Source organism: Syntrophorhabdaceae bacterium, assembly GCA_036504895.1.
Taxonomy (GTDB): Bacteria; Desulfobacterota; Syntrophorhabdia; order Syntrophorhabdales; family Syntrophorhabdaceae; genus PNOM01.
Genome location: DASXUJ010000015.1, coordinates 1 through 19059, shown reverse-complemented (window position 1 = coordinate 19059; position 19059 = coordinate 1). Strand labels below are relative to the sequence as shown.

The 19059-nt window shown below is 53.8% G+C and carries 19 protein-coding genes; 10 read left to right on the top strand and 9 right to left on the bottom strand.

The window, feature by feature from the left end:
• The first annotated feature begins 143 nt into the window (after window positions 1–143).
• From VGJ94_02130 to VGJ94_02120, 3 genes are all read left to right on the top strand, one after another.
• Window positions 144–986 (top strand): acyl-CoA dehydratase activase, encoded by an 843-nt coding sequence (locus VGJ94_02130; protein ID HEY3275391.1) that lies wholly within the window; start codon window positions 144–146, stop codon window positions 984–986.
• 66 nt (window positions 987–1052) lie between these two features.
• Window positions 1053–1826 carry an acyl-CoA dehydratase activase gene (locus VGJ94_02125; GenBank protein HEY3275390.1) on the top strand — a complete coding sequence of 258 codons (774 nt, stop codon included), beginning with the start codon at window positions 1053–1055 and terminating at the stop codon, window positions 1824–1826.
• 164 nt (window positions 1827–1990) lie between these two features.
• A complete protein-coding gene (locus VGJ94_02120; GenBank protein HEY3275389.1) occupies window positions 1991–3598 on the top strand; it encodes an AMP-binding protein in 1608 nt (535 codons plus the stop codon).
• Between the two features lie 98 nt (window positions 3599–3696).
• Here the strand turns inward: VGJ94_02120 and VGJ94_02115 are convergent, their stop codons facing one another.
• Window positions 3697–5262: a sigma 54-interacting transcriptional regulator gene (locus VGJ94_02115; GenBank protein HEY3275388.1), complete on the bottom strand. Its 1566-nt coding sequence runs from the start codon at window positions 5260–5262 to the stop codon at window positions 3697–3699.
• 234 nt (window positions 5263–5496) lie between these two features.
• On the opposite strand from VGJ94_02115, the gene VGJ94_02110 reads away from it, so the two are divergent.
• Both VGJ94_02110 and VGJ94_02105 read left to right on the top strand, forming a co-directional pair.
• Window positions 5497–5814: a hypothetical protein gene (locus VGJ94_02110; GenBank protein HEY3275387.1), complete on the top strand. Its 318-nt coding sequence runs from the start codon at window positions 5497–5499 to the stop codon at window positions 5812–5814.
• A gap of 189 nt (window positions 5815–6003) precedes the next feature.
• Window positions 6004–7248 carry an acyl-CoA dehydrogenase gene (locus VGJ94_02105; protein HEY3275386.1) on the top strand — a complete coding sequence of 415 codons (1245 nt, stop codon included), beginning with the start codon at window positions 6004–6006 and terminating at the stop codon, window positions 7246–7248.
• Window positions 7249–7488: 240 nt separating this feature from the next.
• Here the strand turns inward: VGJ94_02105 and VGJ94_02100 are convergent, their stop codons facing one another.
• From VGJ94_02100 to VGJ94_02065, 8 genes are all read right to left on the bottom strand, one after another.
• Window positions 7489–7821, bottom strand: coding sequence for a DUF3147 family protein (locus tag VGJ94_02100; protein HEY3275385.1), 333 nt, complete (start codon window positions 7819–7821; stop codon window positions 7489–7491).
• A 54-nt stretch (window positions 7822–7875) separates the two neighbouring features.
• Window positions 7876–8574 (bottom strand): hemerythrin domain-containing protein, encoded by a 699-nt coding sequence (locus VGJ94_02095; GenBank protein HEY3275384.1) that lies wholly within the window; start codon window positions 8572–8574, stop codon window positions 7876–7878.
• Between the two features lie 242 nt (window positions 8575–8816).
• Complete coding sequence (locus VGJ94_02090; protein HEY3275383.1) at window positions 8817–10196, bottom strand: TldD/PmbA family protein; 1380 nt, start codon at window positions 10194–10196, stop codon at window positions 8817–8819.
• Window positions 10189–10407, bottom strand: a complete 219-nt coding sequence (locus VGJ94_02085; protein HEY3275382.1) for a DUF4911 domain-containing protein — start codon at window positions 10405–10407, stop codon at window positions 10189–10191. The genes VGJ94_02090 and VGJ94_02085 overlap by 8 nt, the downstream gene beginning before the upstream one ends.
• Entirely contained in the window at window positions 10407–11396 is a 990-nt protein-coding gene (locus VGJ94_02080; protein HEY3275381.1) for a 2-hydroxyacyl-CoA dehydratase, read from the bottom strand. Before VGJ94_02080 ends, VGJ94_02085 begins: the two co-directional genes overlap by 1 nt.
• On the bottom strand, window positions 11393–12202 hold the full coding sequence (gene rsmA, locus VGJ94_02075; protein HEY3275380.1) for a 16S rRNA (adenine(1518)-N(6)/adenine(1519)-N(6))-dimethyltransferase RsmA: 810 nt from the start codon (window positions 12200–12202) through the stop codon (window positions 11393–11395). The genes VGJ94_02080 and rsmA overlap by 4 nt, the downstream gene beginning before the upstream one ends.
• 2 nt (window positions 12203–12204) lie before the next feature.
• On the bottom strand, window positions 12205–13203 hold the full coding sequence (gene tsaD / locus VGJ94_02070) for a tRNA (adenosine(37)-N6)-threonylcarbamoyltransferase complex transferase subunit TsaD (protein HEY3275379.1): 999 nt from the start codon (window positions 13201–13203) through the stop codon (window positions 12205–12207).
• Window positions 13203–14609: a SurA N-terminal domain-containing protein gene (locus tag VGJ94_02065; protein HEY3275378.1), complete on the bottom strand. Its 1407-nt coding sequence runs from the start codon at window positions 14607–14609 to the stop codon at window positions 13203–13205. The genes tsaD and VGJ94_02065 overlap by 1 nt, the downstream gene beginning before the upstream one ends.
• Window positions 14610–14713: 104 nt before the next feature.
• On the opposite strand from VGJ94_02065, the gene VGJ94_02060 reads away from it, so the two are divergent.
• The 5 genes from VGJ94_02060 to VGJ94_02040 form a co-directional block, all read left to right on the top strand.
• Window positions 14714–15754 (top strand): rod shape-determining protein, encoded by a 1041-nt coding sequence (locus tag VGJ94_02060; protein HEY3275377.1) that lies wholly within the window; start codon window positions 14714–14716, stop codon window positions 15752–15754.
• 12 nt (window positions 15755–15766) lie between these two features.
• Window positions 15767–16570, top strand: coding sequence for a rod shape-determining protein MreC (gene mreC / locus VGJ94_02055; protein HEY3275376.1), 804 nt, complete (start codon window positions 15767–15769; stop codon window positions 16568–16570).
• The gene (locus VGJ94_02050; protein ID HEY3275375.1) at window positions 16567–17058 is read left to right on the top strand and encodes a hypothetical protein; all 492 of its coding nucleotides are present in this window, start codon (window positions 16567–16569) and stop codon (window positions 17056–17058) included. The genes mreC and VGJ94_02050 overlap by 4 nt, the downstream gene beginning before the upstream one ends.
• Complete coding sequence (gene mrdA, locus VGJ94_02045; protein HEY3275374.1) at window positions 17059–18870, top strand: penicillin-binding protein 2; 1812 nt, start codon at window positions 17059–17061, stop codon at window positions 18868–18870. It abuts the gene before it with no gap.
• The coding region (locus VGJ94_02040; protein ID HEY3275373.1) for a hypothetical protein at window positions 18857–19059 on the top strand (203 nt) is incomplete at its 3' end. The genes mrdA and VGJ94_02040, both read left to right, overlap by 14 nt.

The window sequence follows — 19059 nt, the reverse complement described above, 5'->3', positions numbered from 1 at the left end:
AGGCGACATCGTGGACATAAGCTCCTACAACGAATCGGACACCCACAACAGGATCGATGCCTTTATAGAGGCCCTCGACGCCTATAAGAAGAAAAAGAATTGAGACGTGCTCCACTCACGGACAGTATAAGGGGCGCGTGGAGATGAACCATTATTTCGCGGGTGTAGATATCGGGTCCACCATGACCAAAGTGGTGATCATGAGCGACAGGCTTGAAGCGTCGTACATAGGGCCCACGGGACCGGAGCATCGAAAGCTCGCGAACAAGGTAATGGAGGAGGCCCTCGACCGCGCGGGCCTCCGGTTCGAAGATCTGTCCTATATAGTGGCGACGGGTTACGGCCGGATAAACGTGCCCTTCGCGGACAAGCAGGTGACGGAGATTACCTGCCATGCACGGGGGCTTTACAGTCTGCTTCCTACTGCACGGACAGTGGTCGACATAGGCGGCCAGGACAGCAAAGGGATAAAGATCAGGGACGGGAAAGTGACCGACTTTGTCATGAATGATAAATGCGCCGCAGGGACCGGGAGGTTTCTCGAAGTCATTGCCGACGCCCTCGGGGTGCCCCTTACGGAGCTCGGCGCCCTCTCCCTTTCCGCCGAAAAAATCACTCCTGTAAGTAATACCTGCACTGTTTTCGCAGAGCAGGAGGTAATAAACCGGCTTTCTACCGGGGAGCCGGTGGCAAACCTCATTGCCGGCATTCACGATGCCGTCGCCACGAGGGTTTACGCCATGGTGAGGAAACTGAAGGTGGAGCCTGATGTGGCGGTAACAGGGGGAGGGGCGAAAAATGCCGGTCTGGTAAAGGCCCTTGAAACGAAGTTCGGCTTTCCCCTGCTCGTCCCGCCGGAGCCACTGATTACGGGCGCCCTTGGAGGGGCGCTGATAGGCAAAGAGCTATATGAAAAGGCCCTGTCTATGGGCCGTGAAATAGAAAGGAGCGGCACCGGCCTTAAAGAGGCGCGGCTCTTTTCCTGAAAGCTTCATAAGTACTCCCCCGGTCTTAGTCCGGCGGGTGTAGGATTTCAGCTTCAGAGGAATAAAATGGCGTATGTATTGGGCATCGACGTAGGTTCGGGTTTTTCGAAGGCAGTAATTTCGAAAGACGGGGTCGTGGGGTCCTTTGCGATTGCGGCCTCCGGCGGCGACTATAAAGGTGCGATAAAGCAGGTAGTGGATGAGGCATTGGGAAAGGCCGCCATTTCCATGGACCGCATATCCCACACAGTCTCGACGGGTTATGGAGCAGCCATGGTCGAATTTTCCGGACGGACGATTACCGATTTCTCCTGTCACGCGGCAGGGGTCCACTTTCTCTTCCCCTCGGTAAGAACGGTGATCGACGTGGGCGCCCAATTCAGTAAAGCAATCGGCATAAATGAGGCAGGGAAAGTCACCAATTTCGTCATTAACGAAAAATGCGCGGGGGGAAGCGGAAAATTCCTTCAGGTGATCGCCCGCATCCTCCAAATCACTATAGATGAGATCGGACCTCTTTCCATGACTGCGACCAGGCCGGTCGAATTCACCACGGGATGCGCGGTTTTTGCGGAATCGGAAGCCGTCTCACGGGTCGCCGAAGGCGCGGGCCCAGGCGACATACTCGCCGGCGTCCATAAGGCAATGGCCTCGAAGATAGTCAATCTCGTTACCCGCCTGGGCCTCACCCCGGACTGCGCGGTGACCGGGGGAGGCGCAAAAGACCTAGGGCTCATAAAAGCGATTGAAGCCGAGCTGGGCATGGCCGTTATGGTTCCCCCGGAACCACAGATAACCGCCGCCCTGGGTGCGGCGCTGCTCGCGGGCGAGACCGGATAAGGGAAGAAGAACGGGTGGCGGAGCAGATGACTACTGAACTGTTCAAAAGTCTCGGAGATTTTTCTCCGAAAGGAGAAAAATAGCTCGAGCAGGGGGTTGGCAGGACCGCAGCATTCCAGAAGGCGGTTCCTTAGGTACACTACAAAATTATGGAGGAGGTTAGTATGAAGACAGATTTTTGGCTTACAGCAAAAGAGACACTGCGGGTAAACGCCGCGAAATGGCCTAACAAAGTAGGCGCAAAAGACCTCTACAGAGAGTTCACTTTCAAAGAGTGGAACGAGCGCTCCTGCAGACTGGCCAACGCGCTGGCCGATATGGGTATGAAAAAGGGCGACCGGTTTGCGGTCCTCGCATACAACACCGTGGAGTGGATGGATATCTATGCCGCCGCGGCAAAAGGCGGCTTCATAGTAGTGCCCATCATGTTCAGGCTCTCCGCGCCGGAGATGGAATATAACATCAACCACAGTGAGTGCAAAGTCTTTATCGTCCAGGGCGGGGCTGACAAGAAAGACGGCAAGGAATTCCCGTGGATCGATATGACCAACGGAATGAAGAAAAACCTCCCTACCGTCACCCACTATGTAGCTTTCGGTTTCGATAACCCCAAGTACGACGGCTACGTCGCCTATGAAGAGGCCATGGCCAAAGCAAGTCCCAAGGAGCCCGAGACCGTGGTCGATCCCGAAGACACATGGATCATCATGTACACCAGCGGCACCACGGGAAAACCGAAGGGCGTCATGAAGAGCCACAGGTCCCTTCTGTCCCAGTATTTCATCATGATCCACGACCACTTCTTCAGCCATGACGACGTGAACCTTCTCGTCATGCCGTGCTGCCACATCAATTCACTCAACTACTCTTTCGTGGCCACATGGGTAGGCGCAACCGTCATGTGCTACAACATGATAAGCTTCGACGCCGAGAACCTGCTCAAGACCTTCTCGGACCACGGGGTCACTTTCACGTCCCTCGTGCCGACCCACTACATCATGATGCTCTCCCTGCCCGATGAGGTGAAGAAGAAATACAATCTCACCACCATCAAGAAGCTCCTTATCTCTTCGGCGCCTGCCCGGAAAGACACGAAATTGGGAATCCTCGAAATGTTCCCGAATTCCAAGCTCGATGAAGCCTACGGCTCGACTGAGGCCGGTTGCGTGACTATCCTGAAGCCGGAAGAGCAGCTCATCAAACTCGGCTCCTGCGGCCGCGAGGTCATCGGCACCGATCTCCTCGAGCTTTATGACGAAGACGGCAAACTGATCACCGAGCCTAAGGTGGTCGGCGAAGTATACTCAAGGAGCCCCCAGCTCTTCTCCGGTTATTGGAAAGATGAGGCAAAAACAGCGGCCGCCCTGAAGGGACAGTACTTCAGTGCAGGCGACATGGGTTATAAGGATGAGGAAGGCTACCTCTTTCTCGTTGACAGGAAAGCGAACATGATCATCTCGGGCGGCGAAAATATATTCCCCTCGGAAGTCGAGAACTGCGTGGGGAGCCATCCGAAAGTAAAAGACGTGGCGATAATCGGTGTGCCCCATGACAAATGGGGAGAGACCGTCCTGGCAGTGGTGGTGCTCCATGAAGGACAGACGGCCACGGGCGAAGAAATAACCGCATTCTGCAAGGGCAAGATCGCGGGCTTCAAGGTCCCCAAGCAAGTCGCCTTCATTAAAGACGAAGAGATGCCCAAGACGCCTACCGGCAAGATCCTTCACAGGATCCTGAGAGAGAGATTCGGTATGTGGAAGGACCACCAATAAAAGGCATCTTCAACGCGCGCCAAGGCTCGCGGAAACGTTTCACAACCCTATCACCCTGAATCGGAGAGGGGGCGGCTCACACCGTCCCCTCTCTTTTTTTACCCGTCATAGGTCTCCTTTGCCTGCTTGCCGAAAGGGATCCCCAGCTTTCTCATTCTATGTCGCAGGGTGCCGGGTTTGATCTGAAGCAGGGCTGCCGCGCCCCGCTTGCCGTCGATATACCCATGGGTCATCTCCATCACCCTTTTGATGTGGCGCTCTTCCATGCGGTGAAGGCTCAGGTCAGCCGCTGTCTCTACGAGAGGAACGGGCGCTTCCTTCGGGCCAGGACCCTCCGCGGGCGCATCGCGAAGGTCCTGGAATGTAAGGGGCTCGCCCTTATTCACGATAATAGCCCTCTCGATCACGTTATTCAGCTCCCTCACGTTCCCCGGCCAATCGTACCTCATCAGCCTTTCGATGCCCCCTGCCCCGAGCCGCGGCACGTAGGGAAGGCCCATCTCCTTGACCTTTCTCGCCATGAAATGATCCGCCAAAGCGGGGATATCCCCCTTTCGCTCCCGTAGCGGCGGAATAAAGACCGGGAAGACGCCAAGCCGGTAATAGAGGTCGCTCCGGAAAGAGCCTTCCGTCATCAGCGTCTTCAGGTCCCGGTTAGTCGCCGAGATTATGCGTATGTCGACCTTAATCGGATTAGAGCCGCCTACGCGCTCGATCTCCTTTTCCTGCAATACCCGGAGAAGGCGCACCTGAACATTTGCAGGCAGCTCGCTCACCTCGTCGAGAAAGATAGTGCCTCCGTCCGCACGTTCAAATCTGCCCCTCCGTTGCGACGTGGCCCCGGTGAAGGCGCCTTTCTCATGACCGAAAAGCTCGCTGTCTATCAGCGATTCCGGGATGGCGCCGCAATTCACCGTAATCATGGGGCCCCGATTCCGTGCCGAAAGTCTGTGTATGGCATGGGCGATCACCTCCTTACCGGTCCCGGTCTCTCCGAAAAGCAACACGGGGCTCGGCGAGGGAGCGACCTTGAATACCGCTTCCATCACCGTCCTGAGCCCGAATCCGGCACCGATAATATCCTCGTTGAAATTCCTGCCGAGCTCGTCCTGAAAATATTTGCTGTCGTCCGAGACCACATCCTTTATCTTTTCCAGCTCATGAAACCTCCTGCTGTTGGCAAGCGCGATTGCAGCAGGCTCGTTGAGAAGGCGCCACAGCCTGGCGTCCTCTTCCGTATACCGCCCTTTCCCTGTGGCCCTGAGGATCAGCGTGCCCACGAGCCCGCCCTCCACGATCAATCTCACGACAATAAGCGAGGAGGGCGGCCAGTGGTATTGCTCCGCCACATATCGCACGATCTCATCGTCAAAGAGATCGTTTGCCATCCTCACCCGGGGATAAAGTCCCGGCTCTTCGAGGCTGTGTCTGACAGGAAGGGGCATGGGGATCCTGTCCGTCCGCTGCATACAGTTTTGCTCATCCGCCGAGGCGACCACTTCCAGATTTCCCTCATCTTTATGGTATACTGTGAGCACCATCTCGTCCGCCGGCATCACGCTTCGGACATAGAAAAGACAGTTAGAAAGGGCTTTTTCAATGTCAAGGCTACTGCATATCCTGATGCTCGCTTCTCTAAAAAATTCGTTTTCATCAACTCTCATCTGAGCATGCTCCTCATGTAACATTAGGTTCAACCTCATTTTATAATATTTTTATCATATATGATAGTTTTAATGCCATTAATTTAATTGTCTTCATCCTTTCTTTCGTAACATACTGATATCACACGAATTCATATTATGGCATATTACTTGCTCTAAATTTAGTACATAAAGGGACGGGCTGAAGGAAACTGCCTGGCTATAAATAAGTACAGAAAGGGATAGCGGCCGGATATGCGATGGATAGAGACGATACGGGCAAGAACACCGGAACAGAATCAAAAATGGCTTTCGGACCTCTTGCTTGATAGTGCAATTACGGTGATCAACGAACCGGGACTGGTGGAAGCCCGGATCTTCCGCAACTCGTCTTTTCGAAACTATATGGCCGTGGCGTTCACATGGGACACCGATGCGCCGAGCCCCCAGGGCAGCAGGGCGGCTCTCACTCTCGCCAGGGACCTCAAAGCGAGCAGCCTGGTTGAACATTCAGTCTGGATCGAGGAGGAGTCGGTTGTATTCGAGCGAAGCAGCCTTTCTTCAAAAAGATGAAGTGCCACGTGGGGATTTCCCGCGTATTTTCTCCGGGGCACAGGTAAGAGCAATGTACGGATTGAACATGAGTCAGAAAAAGGTCCCCTCTCCGTGGAAAAATGACACCCACGGCTCGACGAACAGACGGCGGCCTGGCTCTGACCGCAGGTGATCATATAACTATTCTATTTGAAAGGAGTTTAAGATATGGACTTTAATCTCTCAGAAGAACACTTGATGATTCGTGAAGCATGCAGAAAATTTGCGGACAGAGAATTGAAGCCGAGAGCCGCACAATTTGACAAAAACCATGAGTTTCCCTGGGATGCAGTAAAGAAGCTCGGTGCTATGGGAATCATGGGAGTAGTATATCCGGAAGATTACAATGGGGCCGCCATGGACTACCTCTGCTATGCGATCGCCGTGGAAGAGCTGTCACGGGGATGCGCGTCGACAGGAGTGACCGTATCAGCCCACAATTCCCTGTGCCTCTCTCCTATTTTCTACTTCGGTACTGAGGAGCAGAAACAGAAATATCTCTCACGCCTCACCACGGGGGAATGGATAGGATGCTTCGGCATCACCGAGTCAGGGGCAGGCTCCGATGCATCCGGCACCAGGACCACTGCGGTTCGCGAGAATGGAAACTGGGTTCTCAATGGAGCAAAGACATTCATCACGAACGGGGGCGTAGCCGATGTGGCGGTGGTCATGGCGATCACCACGAAAGGGATCGGCCACAAAGGCCTCTCCATGTTCATCGTTGAAAAGGGAACACCCGGCTTTGCGGTGGGCAAGGTAGAAGAGAAACTCGGCATATGCGCCTCATCGACCACTGAGCTCGTCTTCACCGATTGCGTAATTCCGGAAGAGAACCTCCTGGGAAAGGAAGGCCAGGGCTTCAGCATCGCCATGCATACCCTCGATGGCGGGCGGGTAGGAATAGCCGCCCAGGCTCTCGGTATCGCTCAGGCAGCGTATGAAGATGCAATAGCCTATGCCAAGGAAAGGATACAGTTCAATAAGCCCCTCTCCGAGCTGCAGACGATTCAGAACATGATCGCCGATATGGCAACAGATATAGAGGCGGCAAGGCTCCTGGTGTACCAGGCCGCAATAATGATGAACACCCATCAGCGCCAGAAATACTCCAAACAATGCGCTATGGCGAAACTCTTCGCCTCCGAGGTTTCCCACCGCGTCACCCATAAAGCGATCCAGATCTTCGGCGGCTATGGGTATACCAAGGAATTCTCCGTGGAGAGGTATTACAGGGATGCCCGGATAACGGAGATATATGAAGGCACATCCGAGATCATGCGGGTCGTCATCGCCACGAACGTCCTCAAAGGCGAAGGCAGCGCGAAAAAGGCCACGAAGGACATGACGGTGGTTTCGAAGGAAACCGACAATGCGGAAAAAAAGAGTGCAGCCGCAGGATCCTCACGTTAAACCGACTTTAGATAGTAACACAGGGGCCGGATTAATCCGGCCCCTGTGAGCAAGGCGTAAAATGCTCCCCTCTCAGCGCGTTTTGATCCGCAGTGCCCGATCCCAAAGTTATCCGCCGGAAAACCGGCTCCCCGTAAATTCCTTCCTTTAAGTTCTTCTTCACAGGGGGAGCATACGCCTATGCACCTCCCTCCCGCGGGGGAGAAGGGGTTATTGCCCTTCCCGCCGGAGACGGGCGGGTCATCTCACTAAAGCCTGGTGCGCGAATGCTGCGATAGCCCATGCGGCAAATGATGCGCCCAGAGTCTTTGCAAGGGTACAGCCTCTCCTGGAACAGATAAAGGCTACGAGAAAAAAAATTATACTCGGTAAAATGCCCCAAAGGGCGCCTTTTGTGAAGGCCTGCATGATCGCCGTGTTCCCCTTGCTTTCAATGTGGACCCATAGGAGGACAATTGCCCCTGTGAGCGGCATGACCGCAATCAGGCCCCCTGTTGAAGGGAATTTCCCGGCGATAGCGGTGGCGCCGAAGATGATAAGCAGGCTCAGGACCGCTTTAATGAGAAGAGCCATTCCTTTTCTCCTTTCCTTCCGAAAAATTAGCCGGAGCGCGTGCCCGGACAGGAGCTAGAGGCGCGGAGTGAACCGGGCGAGATCGTATAATCCAAGCTTTTTCTCTATGGAGGCAACCTTTTCCACCATCTTCTCGAATCCGTCCTCTCCGAACAACTGCTTCTCCTTTCCTTCGAATATATCTCCTAATTTGTCATATTTTGCCGAAGATATGATTTTATGGAAAGCCGGGAAAAGAACCGTATCCTCACGGTCTGCGTGAGGCTCATACATGCGGACGAAGGCGCTCAAAAGCCGTACAAGCGTCTTCCCGTTATTTTCCGCCCCCACTGAGCCGATGCTCGTGAGGCCGAGCACCTTATCCGTAATCATTCTGCCCGTCCGGTGTTGCTCCGTAAGGATTTCGACCAGATCGAGCTCTTTCCCCGCCTTTTTCAACCGCGGAAAGAGGTAGTCTTCTTCGAGCTTCTCGTGATAATCCTCCACAAAAGTCCGGATAATACGTCCGGAGTCGGCAAGGGTGTCGATCTCATCCGTCTTGCCTGCCCTTAGCCGTCTTATCCAGTCCCGGTAGATGAGAAAAATCCTGCGGAGAATACCGTGCTCCCTCATCAGGTCTTCTGTCGGCGAGATTTCATTTTCTGCCGCGCCCTCCTTCTTCGTCGCGGCGAACAGACTGCCGGCCGCGGCAAGGCCTATTGCACACCCCGACCCGGTACCGAGAAGAAAGCCCCTTCTTGTAATATACTTCATACGCGCCTCCACGCGGGTTGGATGGCTTCTTTACTCCAACCGCTCATTATTGACCGCCGTTCCCTTTGCAGAGTATTCCATGAGGTGGTGAAGCCGTCTCGCTCACGAGTAAAGGCGGCTTTGCCTCACCGGCAGCTTAAATTGTTTAGAATATATTTAATTTCTTAAATGTCCGATTACAAGGGCGCGCGGCCGCCTGACATGCATTGCGGAGCGAGGGGAAAGGGAGGCAGGGTGGAATCTTAGCCCGTTGCCTTGCCGCCCACTACTATCTCGGGTATCCTGAGTGTGGGCTGGGCGTCGGCGACGGGCACACCCTGTCCGTCCTTGCCGCAGGTCCCTATGCCGAAACCGAGGTCATTGCCCACCATGTCGATTTCCTGCAGCACTTTCAATCCGCTGCCCATCATGGTGGCGTTTTTGATCATGGGTCCTACTGCGCCCTTATCGATGATGTAGCCCTCCGATATCTCGAATACGAAATCACCCCGTACCGTGTCGACCTGACCCCCGCCCATTTTCACGACCAGGACGCCGTCGTCCACCGACGCGATGATCGTCGCGGGATCGCTATTCCCGGAAAGAATCATGGTATTGCTCATTCTCGGGATGGGCCTGTGCCTGAAGGACTCCCTCCTCCCGTTGCCGGTTGAGGGCTTGCCGTATTTCAATGCATGGTACCTGTCGAAGAGGTAGTTGACGAGGACCCCGTCACGGACGAGCATTGTCCGCTCTGCGGGAGTGCCTTCATCGTCGAAGCAATAGGTACCCCTCATATGGGGAATGGTGGCGTCGTCCACCACATTTATAAGGGAAGAGGCAATATTTTGACCTATGAGGTCTTTATAGCAGGAAAGTCCCTCCATCGCGAGGTCCGCCTCGAGACCATGGCCAATCGCTTCGTGGATCATGGTGCCGCCCGCTTCCGAGGCGAGGACCACGGTCCTGGTCCCCATTGGCGCCTCCACAGCCCCCAGTAGCCCCGTGAGGCGCTTCGCGGTCTTACGTGCAAGCCCTTCGATCATCTCTTCGGTAAAATATTCAAACCCGTAAAACCCGCCTATGGCCTCGTAGGCGGTCTGCATTTCTCCCTTTTCCTCTCCCACAAGGAGGAGGTTGAGGACCACCTGGGTCCGGTCATCCATGATTTCAGAACCTTCGCTGGTGAAGATAGTCACGTCCTGACGCGTATCCCGATAAACGACCCGTACCTGCCTGATCCTGGGCTCCAACGCCTTGGCGAGAGCCTCCAAGTTCTTCACCATGACCAGCTTCCGGTTCATCTCCACCCCTTCCGGGGCAACGGTGATATTGAAGGGATAGTTACATTCGAGATTCCGCCCTGCGCCGATCCGGCCGGATTCACCTTCTTTCGAGAACCTCCGGAGATCCTTCGCCATATCGAGCAGCCCCTCCTCTTCGAAGGAATTGGTCGATCCGTACCAGGTCTTCCACGGGCTGATCACCCGGATGCCCACGCCTTTGTCGGTGCCCTTCTCTATTTTTTCAATTTTTCCGGATTCGAGCTGAATATGGGTGTAGGTACGTTCCTCCCTGTATACGTCGCCGTAGAGCGCCTCTTTGCCCATAGCGGCCTCCAGTATCTTCCTGACCTTACCCATTGTGCACTTCCTCGATCGTGATGCCGTAGCGGGCCATATCCTTGATTATGCCGTCCATATCTTTTTCGAAAGGGGCGGGGTAAATGATCTCGATGATGCCCTTTTTCCCGTCGAGAACGGAAAATATACCTACGTCTTCATAGGATTCGAGAATGGCTTTGAAAAAGCCTATCCCTTCCTTGCTGATCGTACACCGTCTGGTCCGCTCCATCAGCTCCTCCCCGTCAGTACTTCTACGAAAGCCTCGATCCGGAGTTTCGTCCTTGAATCGAGGGGCTTGGGCAGGTCCCCCTCTATGGTAAGTACCGGCACTCCGAGGGTCTCCCGCAGTATCACATCTTCCATAATCCTGAAGCAGAAGGCCTGGACGTAATGGATGATCCCCCTAATGGACCTCCTCTCTATCTCGGACCGGATATCTTTGACCCGCGAAAAGACGTCGTAGGGGTAGGTATAGAGAAGGTACCTCTCAGTGATCTCCTTCCCGAAATAGGGAAGGGAAAATTGCCGCTGCACCTCATTGTACACCACTTGCCCCCCCACACTCGCTATGAAACCATAGAAGTCTAGGGGAATAGGGGGAACGCCGATATAGCCGAGCCTCACCCCTTTGACCGGCTCCCGGGCCGAGGCGGCGGCGATGAAATTATCCGCCATCAGGCCGTATTCCATGTAGTCGCCGAGCATGTCGGAAGAGCGCACCAGCCAGAGGTGGTTCTCTTCTCCGCTGACCACACCCTCATCCCATGTCATACGGTCGATAAGGGCGAGCTTCTTCCTTACCTCCTCGAGGCCTTGTTCCGCCTTCTTAAAAGCTTCGCCGTCGGCGGAGAAGGCGTGGGAAAGCTTTTCGATCTCCCGGCTCAGGACCTTTTCGTCCTTATCGTAGGGATAGGAGAAGGGGATGGTCTTTACCCCCTTATACTGCAATATTTCCGATAAGGCGAGGGTATTCGAGCAATCGCCTTCCATCACGGTTACCACCGTGTCGAGGCCGTGTTCCATGACCACGCCGTAGATCCCCTTCACCCAGTTGCACATGCTCTTCGGGAACCCGTCGCCTTCGGCCCTCGCGATGAATCGCATGGGCTCGGGATCGGTGATGAACACATTATTGAGATCGGTCGGCCGGAAGCCGCCGGCGAAAAGGCATTCCACCGGTATGGTGGTGGTGAACCCTATCGGTTTATCTCTGTTCATGCGGGACCCGTGCGCTTTATATGCGCCCCCTCTTTCCTTGCCTTGATCCATTCATAGATTTCTTTTATTTTCTGCGGCTCCACTTCTTCGGCCCTTATGGAAGGGGGAAAGCCCATGGCTTGATAAAGGGCGGACAGCGTCTCCCCGTCGATCATTTTCGAGAGAGCATAGCTCAGGTATTTTCTCTTGTTCTGAAAACTAGCCCTTGCGAAGCTCATTAATTCATTGTCCGTGGCGTATTCATCTTCCTTCAGGACCATCGAGACGAAGGCACTGTCGATCTTCGGGGGAGGCACAAAAAGCCCGGGTTTCATGAAGAAAAGTATTTTCACGTCCGCGAATATCCGGCACACCGCCGATATGGCGCCGTAGGCCCGGGAAAAAGGCGGGCTGGCGATTCTCAGCGCTATCTCCTTTTGCATCGTCAGGTACACGCTCTCTATTATAGTTCTTTCCTCCAGTATCTTAAAGATGATGGGCGCCGTGATCTGGTAAGGGATATTCCCCACGATTTTGAGGCGCTTCTCCCTTTTGAACTGGGCCAGGGGCGTCTTGAGGATGTCTCCGAAGATAACTTCGAGGTTCTTATATTTTTTCTGAAGGGTCTCCAGGTATTCGGCGCACGTGCGGTCAAGCTCCACGGCGTAGACAAAGCCCGCCTTTTCGCAGAGCGGTCCAGTGAGGTCCCCATGACCGGCTCCGATCTCCACCACCGTGTCGGTGGCTTCCACCCCGGCTGCCTTCACCAGTTTGGCGGTGATATTTTTATCTCTGATAAGGTGTTGGGAAAGGCTTTTCTTGAGCATGATCAGCGAAGGGACATCCTCGAATACCCCTGCGAATCGAGATCAAAAGAAGCGCCGTACCGGGCATAGTGGAAGTGTCCGGCAACAGTTACCATCGCGGCGTTGTCGGTGCAGAAGCGGGGCGACGAGAATATCACCTCCACTCCGCTGTCGAGCCCCTTTTTCAGAAACACCTCTCTCAACCTGCCGTTGGAAGCCACGCCCCCTCCCACTACAACCTTCGAAATCTTGTGGTGTATCGCTGCTTTCAAAACCTTCAAGGAGAGGACATCGAATACCGCTTCCTGGAAGGAGGCAAGTATATCACTCAAATTCTCTTCCCTTACCCCGTGCTTTTTCACATAGGTGATAAAGGCTGTCTTCAACCCGCTGAAGCTGAAATCAAAGTTGGGTTCATTCGCCATGGGTCTTGGAAAGGAGACGGCATTACCCCTGCCCTTTCCCGCGTACTCTTCGATGATCCTTCCGCCGGGGTATCCGATATCGAGGAACTTCGCGATCTTGTCGAAAGCCTCTCCCGCTGCGTCGTCTCTCGTGGTCCCGAGCACCCGGAACCGGCACGGCTCTTCCATGAGGAGGATTACCGTATGTCCGCCCGAGACGACCAGGGCGATGAAAGGAAATTCCACTTTTCGCTCGAGAAAGATACTGAGCGCATGGGCCTCGATATGGTTCACCGCGACGAAGGGCTTCCCGAGTGCGAGGGCGAGGCCTTTTGCGAAGGTAAGGCCCACCAGCACCGATCCGATAAGGCCCGGCCCCGCGGTAACGCTCAGGCAGTCGATTTCACCTCCGCCCAGACCTGCCTCTTCAAGGACCTGTGCGTAGAGCCCTCCAATCAACTCAACGTGCTTCCTCGACGCGATCTCGGGAACTACGCCGCCGAATGCCTTGTGGAGATCTATCTGGCTCGAGACTATACTGGAGAGAATTCTCGTCCCATCCTCGACCAACGCGATTGACGTGTCGTCGCAGGATGTATCTATTCCGAGAAAGACCATCAGTCGCTTTCGGTGACCGCGATATCCTTCCAGTCGATTTTGACTTTGCTTTTCGTCCTTAATTCGGCCATGAAAGATTTATAGAACTCGTCCTCATTCTTCCGGGCCAGATACTGTTTAAACGTCCCTTTATCTTTTTCCCACTCTTCTTTATCGGGCGCCTTTTCCTCTTGCAGGGTAAAAACATAATATTTTTCCGCGATCTCCAATGGCTTATCATACATCTCGCCGCGCTTGGACAAGGTCATGATGCCCGCACCGTCTTTGGGGAGAGGGCCTATATTGGGCAATGCCACCGAATTTCTCGGGATGAGCCCGGTCTGCCTGGCCGACGTCATCGATTTCTTGCGCACCGCCTCCTGGGCATCGGCCTTAGCCATGCCTTTCGCTTTTTCACGGGCAATCCGCTCTTTGATCTCCTTCATGACCGTCGCCTTATCGAGGGGTTTCCCCGGTTCAAGATCGACGAGCTGAAAGATGTAAGACCGCACATCGATCCTTACGGGCAGCGAAATGTCACCCTTCCTGAGTCCTTTCAGCCAATCCTGGGCCTTCAGGTTCTTGAGCCTCTCCCGCACCTCCGACTCTTTCATCATGCCGAGATCCGTGACGGGAAGGCCTTTCTCCTTTCCATATGCGTCAATATCTTTCGATTTTAAGAGGTCCATATAGGCGACATCATCTTTTACGGGAGAACCGGGGGCCACGGTTATATACTTGAGCCTGTAGCGGCTTTCTCCCATATGGGTGCCCTTCTCCTTTTCGTACAACGTCTCCGCCTCTTTATCGCTCACCTCCGCCTTCTTCGTGTAATCGGCAGGGTCAAATACCATGTAGGCGAGGTTTATCTTGCCCTTGTCCTTCACGTATGCATCGTACACCTGCGCATCGCTTTTGACCGACCCGTTGTCCCTGATAAGGGTCATCATTTGGGCGGCAAGGAGATCCGCCTTCTGGGATGCCTCGAATTTGGCGGGCTCTATGCCGCTCGCCTTGAGCGCCTCCAGGTAACGTTTTTTGTCGAATTTTCCCTCTTTCTTGAATGCCTGGATACTTTCGAGAGATTCGCGGAATTGCTGGTCCGTCACCGTCATACCCTGCTCGGATGCCTTCTGGATGAGGAGATATCGGTCCACGAGATCGTTCATGGCAGATTCCCTCAATTTGAGCTTCCTGACGATGGACTCATCGAATTTTTCTTTGAAGATCGACCGGTACATATTGACCATCCGGTTGTAGGCTTCCTCATACTCGACCCTGGTGATCTTATGGGACCCTACTTCAGCGACGACCTTTTCCTTATCTTCCATACCTCCTACGCCCCAGAAGATAAACACTATTATAATCAGCCCGAATATAGCCTTTATGAACCAGCCGGTTGCATACTTTCTCATGAATCTTAACATTAGCTCTCCCTTGCGCCATTGTTTATTGCTTTTGACTCCTTAAAATAGTATATTAAGACTGTTTTTTCAATATCTTTAATTAGCTTAAAAGGGGACAGACAGTTATGTTTCAATCTCTCTTCGGATTTATATCAAAAGACCTGGCTATAGATTTGGGTACGGCAAATACCCTCGTGTATGTGAAAGGAAAAGGAATTGTATCGAATGAGCCTTCCGTGGTGGCGGTTCATAAGGACCATCGGGGCGGGAAGAAAGTCATCGCCGTAGGCGAGGAAGCCAAGAAGATGCTCGGAAAGACTCCCGGTAATATAATTGCCATAAGGCCCTTGAAAGACGGAGTCATTGCCGATTTCGAGATCACGGAGGCGATGCTCAAGTACTTCATTCAAAGGATTCACAATAAGAAATCCTATGCCCGGCCCCGCATCGTCATATCGATTCCCTCGGGGATCACGCCGGTGGAAAAAAGGGCGGTCAAGGAATCGGCTGAGTCGGCCGGAGCGCGCGAAGTCTACCTCATCGAAGAGCCTATGGCTGCCGCGATAGGCGTGGGACTCCCCATCACTGAGCCTAACGGCAATATGATCGTCGACATAGGCGGAGGGACCACGGAGGTGGCGGTGATCAGTCTCGCCGGTATAGTCTACTGCAACTCGGTCCGGGTGGCGGGAGACAAGATCGATGAGGCCATAATCCAGTACGTAAAGCGCAAGTATAACCTCCTTATCGGCGAGAGGACCGCAGAGCTTATAAAAATCAATATAGGTTCAGCCTACCCTGCCCCCGACGATGAAGAGCTTTCCATGGAAGTAAAGGGAAGAGATCTCGTGGGCGGCATACCAAAGACCCTTGAGATTTCGTCCAAAGAAATAAGAGAAGCCATAGCCGAGCCCGTGAACGCCATCGTGGAAGCGGTAAGGATCGCCCTCGAGCGTACCCCTCCCGAACTTGCCTCCGATATCGTAGACAAAGGCATCGTGATCAGCGGCGGGGGCGCCCTGCTCCGGAACCTGGACCTCCTTATAAAGGAAGTAACGCGCTTGCCGGTAATCATCGCAGACAACCCTCTGACCGCGGTGGTCGAAGGGACCGGACGGGCCCTTGATGAAATAAGCCTCCTTAAGGAGATTGCAACCTATTTCTAAGAATACCCCGAATTGAAGAACCCTATTGTAATAGTCATCTCTGTTCTCCTGATCGTCGCGTCATTTCTCGTATTCACCAATGCATCTTTTCTGGTAAAGGGATATGGCGCGATAAAGGGCGGTGTTGCCGGTTTTGCGGGACCTACCCTGTCGATCATCGGAAAACCTGCCCGATTTGCCAGATACCTTTATGACACCTACATAGACGCGGTCGGCGCGCGGAAGGAAAACGTCCAGCTCAGGAAAAGGCTCGATACGCTGGAGCTCGAGAACCAGCGTATTCCCGATTTGGAAAGTGAAAATAAACGGCTCAAGACGGTCCTCAACCTTATGGAGCAGCGCAAGAATACCATGATCGCTGCCAGGGTCGTGGGTGAGGACGTGAAGAACTGGTTCAAGTGCATCATCATCGACAAGGGGAGTGAATCCGGAATCAGAGAGAAGATGCCGGTGGTGACCGCCAAAGGTCTCGTCGGGCAGGCGGTGGAAGTGGACAGGTGGCACTCAAAGGTTATGGTCATCAACGATACCAATTCCTCCGTGGACGTATTCGTGGAGGGTAAGCAGACGAGGGGCCTGCTCGAAGGCACCGGCCAGAGCACGTTAAAGTTGAAATACATCCTGAAAAACGATGAGGTGGAGATCGGGGACAAGCTCGTCACGTCGGGCAAAGACGGCGTCTATCCCAAAGGCATGCCCACAGGCATTGTGATTACCGTAAACAGGGCCAAATCGGGCATTTTCACCGATGTGGACGTCATGCCTTACAACAATTTCAAAAGACTGGACGAAGTCCTGATAGTGAAGAAACAATGAGGCTCTCCATCACCGTGCTGCTCGGTATCGTGCTGATTGTAATCGAATCGTCGGTACTCTCCTTCTTGCCCATCGATTTCTTTAAACCCGATTTCGGCACGCCTCTTATCCTCTACGCAACCCTCTTTCTCGGGCCTCAGGCAGGTCTCCTGACCGCCATTCTTCTCGGGCTCCTTCAGGAGATATTGTCGAACGCCCCCCCGGGCTCAATTCTCTTCACGAAACTTTCTCTTTTCGTGATCACCGTGTTTCTTAAAAATAAGCTCTATATCGATTCAAAGTACAGCTTCGCTTACATTTCCAGCGGTTTCGTGGTGCTCGAATCGTTCCTCTTCCTTACCCTCTCGCTGCTCTCCAAAGGAGAGACGGGGAATATCGTGAATGTCATGTTGTATACTATTCCTAATGCCATATTTACAGGTTTTCTTTCCCTTTTTCTTTTCACCTTTATCGAATACATTGACACCAAGATCCTCGGCAGGGAATAAATGGAAGAGCAAGTCGCCCCTACCCTGAAATTCAAGTGGTGTAAGCTGATCCTCATCATCACCATGGTGGTCCTTTCCCTCCGTTTATGGGACCTCCAGATCATGCGGGGAAACGAGATGAGGAAACTGTCCGAGCAGAACCGCATAAGGGTCAAGAAAGTGATCGCCCCAAGGGGCGTCATGTTCGATAAACTCGGCAGAGTGCTCGCAGACACCAGGCCTTCCTTCAACGTCTACATCACCCCGGAAGACATAAAGGATTTCAGCCAGACGGTCGACGGCCTGGCGAAGCTCCTCGATATCGAGAGGGAGGAGATCCTCGATAAACTCAAGACGGCAAGCGGCTTTCCCCCGTCCTTCCCCGTGAAAATAAGGTCTGATGTAAATAAGGATGAGTTGGCCAAAGTGGAAGCCCACAGAGTTTACCTGCCGGGCGTGAACATACAGATCGAGCCCAAGAGGAATTATCCCCATGGCAAGATGGCGGCCCACATGCTCGGCTATGTTTCGGAAATAAACGGAGAGGAGCTTAAGGCAAAGGAATATAAGGACTATTCTCCGGGCGATTACATCGGCAGGTACGGTCTTGAAAGGATGTACGAGACCTACTTGAGGGGGGTAGACGGCGAGAAGAGGGTGGAGGTTGATGCAATGGGGCGGGAGGTCAGGACCCTTGACATTGTGGAGCCTACCCCCGGCAACAATCTGTACCTCCACATCGATCTCGACACGCAGCAGGTGATGGAAAAAGGGTATGAGAACAAGAAGGGCGGAGCCATCGCCATGGACCCGAAAACAGGGGCGGTCAGCGCCCTTATCAGCAGGCCGGCTTTCGATCCCAATAAACTTTCATCAGGAATCAACAAGGATGATTGGAAGGCCATTATCGCGGATTCCGCCCATCCCCTCCAGAACAGGACAATCCAGGGAAGGTACCCGCCGGGCTCGACCTTCAAGATTGTGAGCGCCTTGAAAGCATTGGACCTGGGCATCGTCAACGATAACACCAGCTTCCACTGCCGGGGCGGCTTCTTCTATGGCAACCGCACATTTCGATGCTGGAAGAAAGGGGGTCACGGAAGCGTGGCCGTCAGTAGAGGCATTACGGAATCATGCGACGTCTACTTCTATAATGTAGGGTTGAAGCTCGGCGTGGACCGGATACATGAGATGGCGGACGCCATAGGCCTCGGGAAACCTACCGGGATCGACCTGCCGGCTGAAAAGGGCGGCGTGGTCCCTTCCACGGAGTGGAAAAGAAAAACTTTCGGCCAACCCTGGTACGACGGGGAGACGGTTTCCGTCTCCATCGGTCAGGGGGCAGTGTGGCTTACCCCTATTCAACTGGTCCAGCTCTCCGCATTTGTGGCGAACGAAGGGGTTACGTTCAAGCCCCAGATCGTACACAAGATCGTCTCGCCTGAAGGGAAGACGGTGAAAGTCTTCGAGCCCGTGATGAAGGCGAATGTGAAGTTGAAAAAGGAGGTATTCCGTAGAGTAAAGGATGCCATGAGGGCCGTGGTAAACGAGCCGAACGGCACAGCGTACGCGTCCCGCCTCCCTAATGTGGCCATCAGCGGAAAGACGGGCACCGCCCAGGCGGGGTCGATGGATAAGGGGAAGCATTTTGGAGACCATGCGTGGTTTATCGCCTATGCCCCCTCCGAAGACCCGGGCCTTGCCATGTCGGTCCTGGTGGAAATGGGCGGCCACGGGGGGAGTGAGTCCGCTCCCATTGCCAAAGCCATAACCCAAAGCGTATACAAGGCAAACAAGGAGACGAGGGAGGCAACGGTTCATGAGAATAGATAAGAGAAGGCTTTACCACCTTGATTGGTTTCTCATTTGCAACGGCCTTCTCCTTTTCGGCATAGGCATCCTCAATCTCGTGAGCGCCACAAGCTCGTTCTACAGTGGATCTTCCAATTTTATTTTGAAACAGCTCGCCGCTTTTGTATTGGGCGTCGTCCTTATCGTCGTCATACTCCATTTTGACTACCG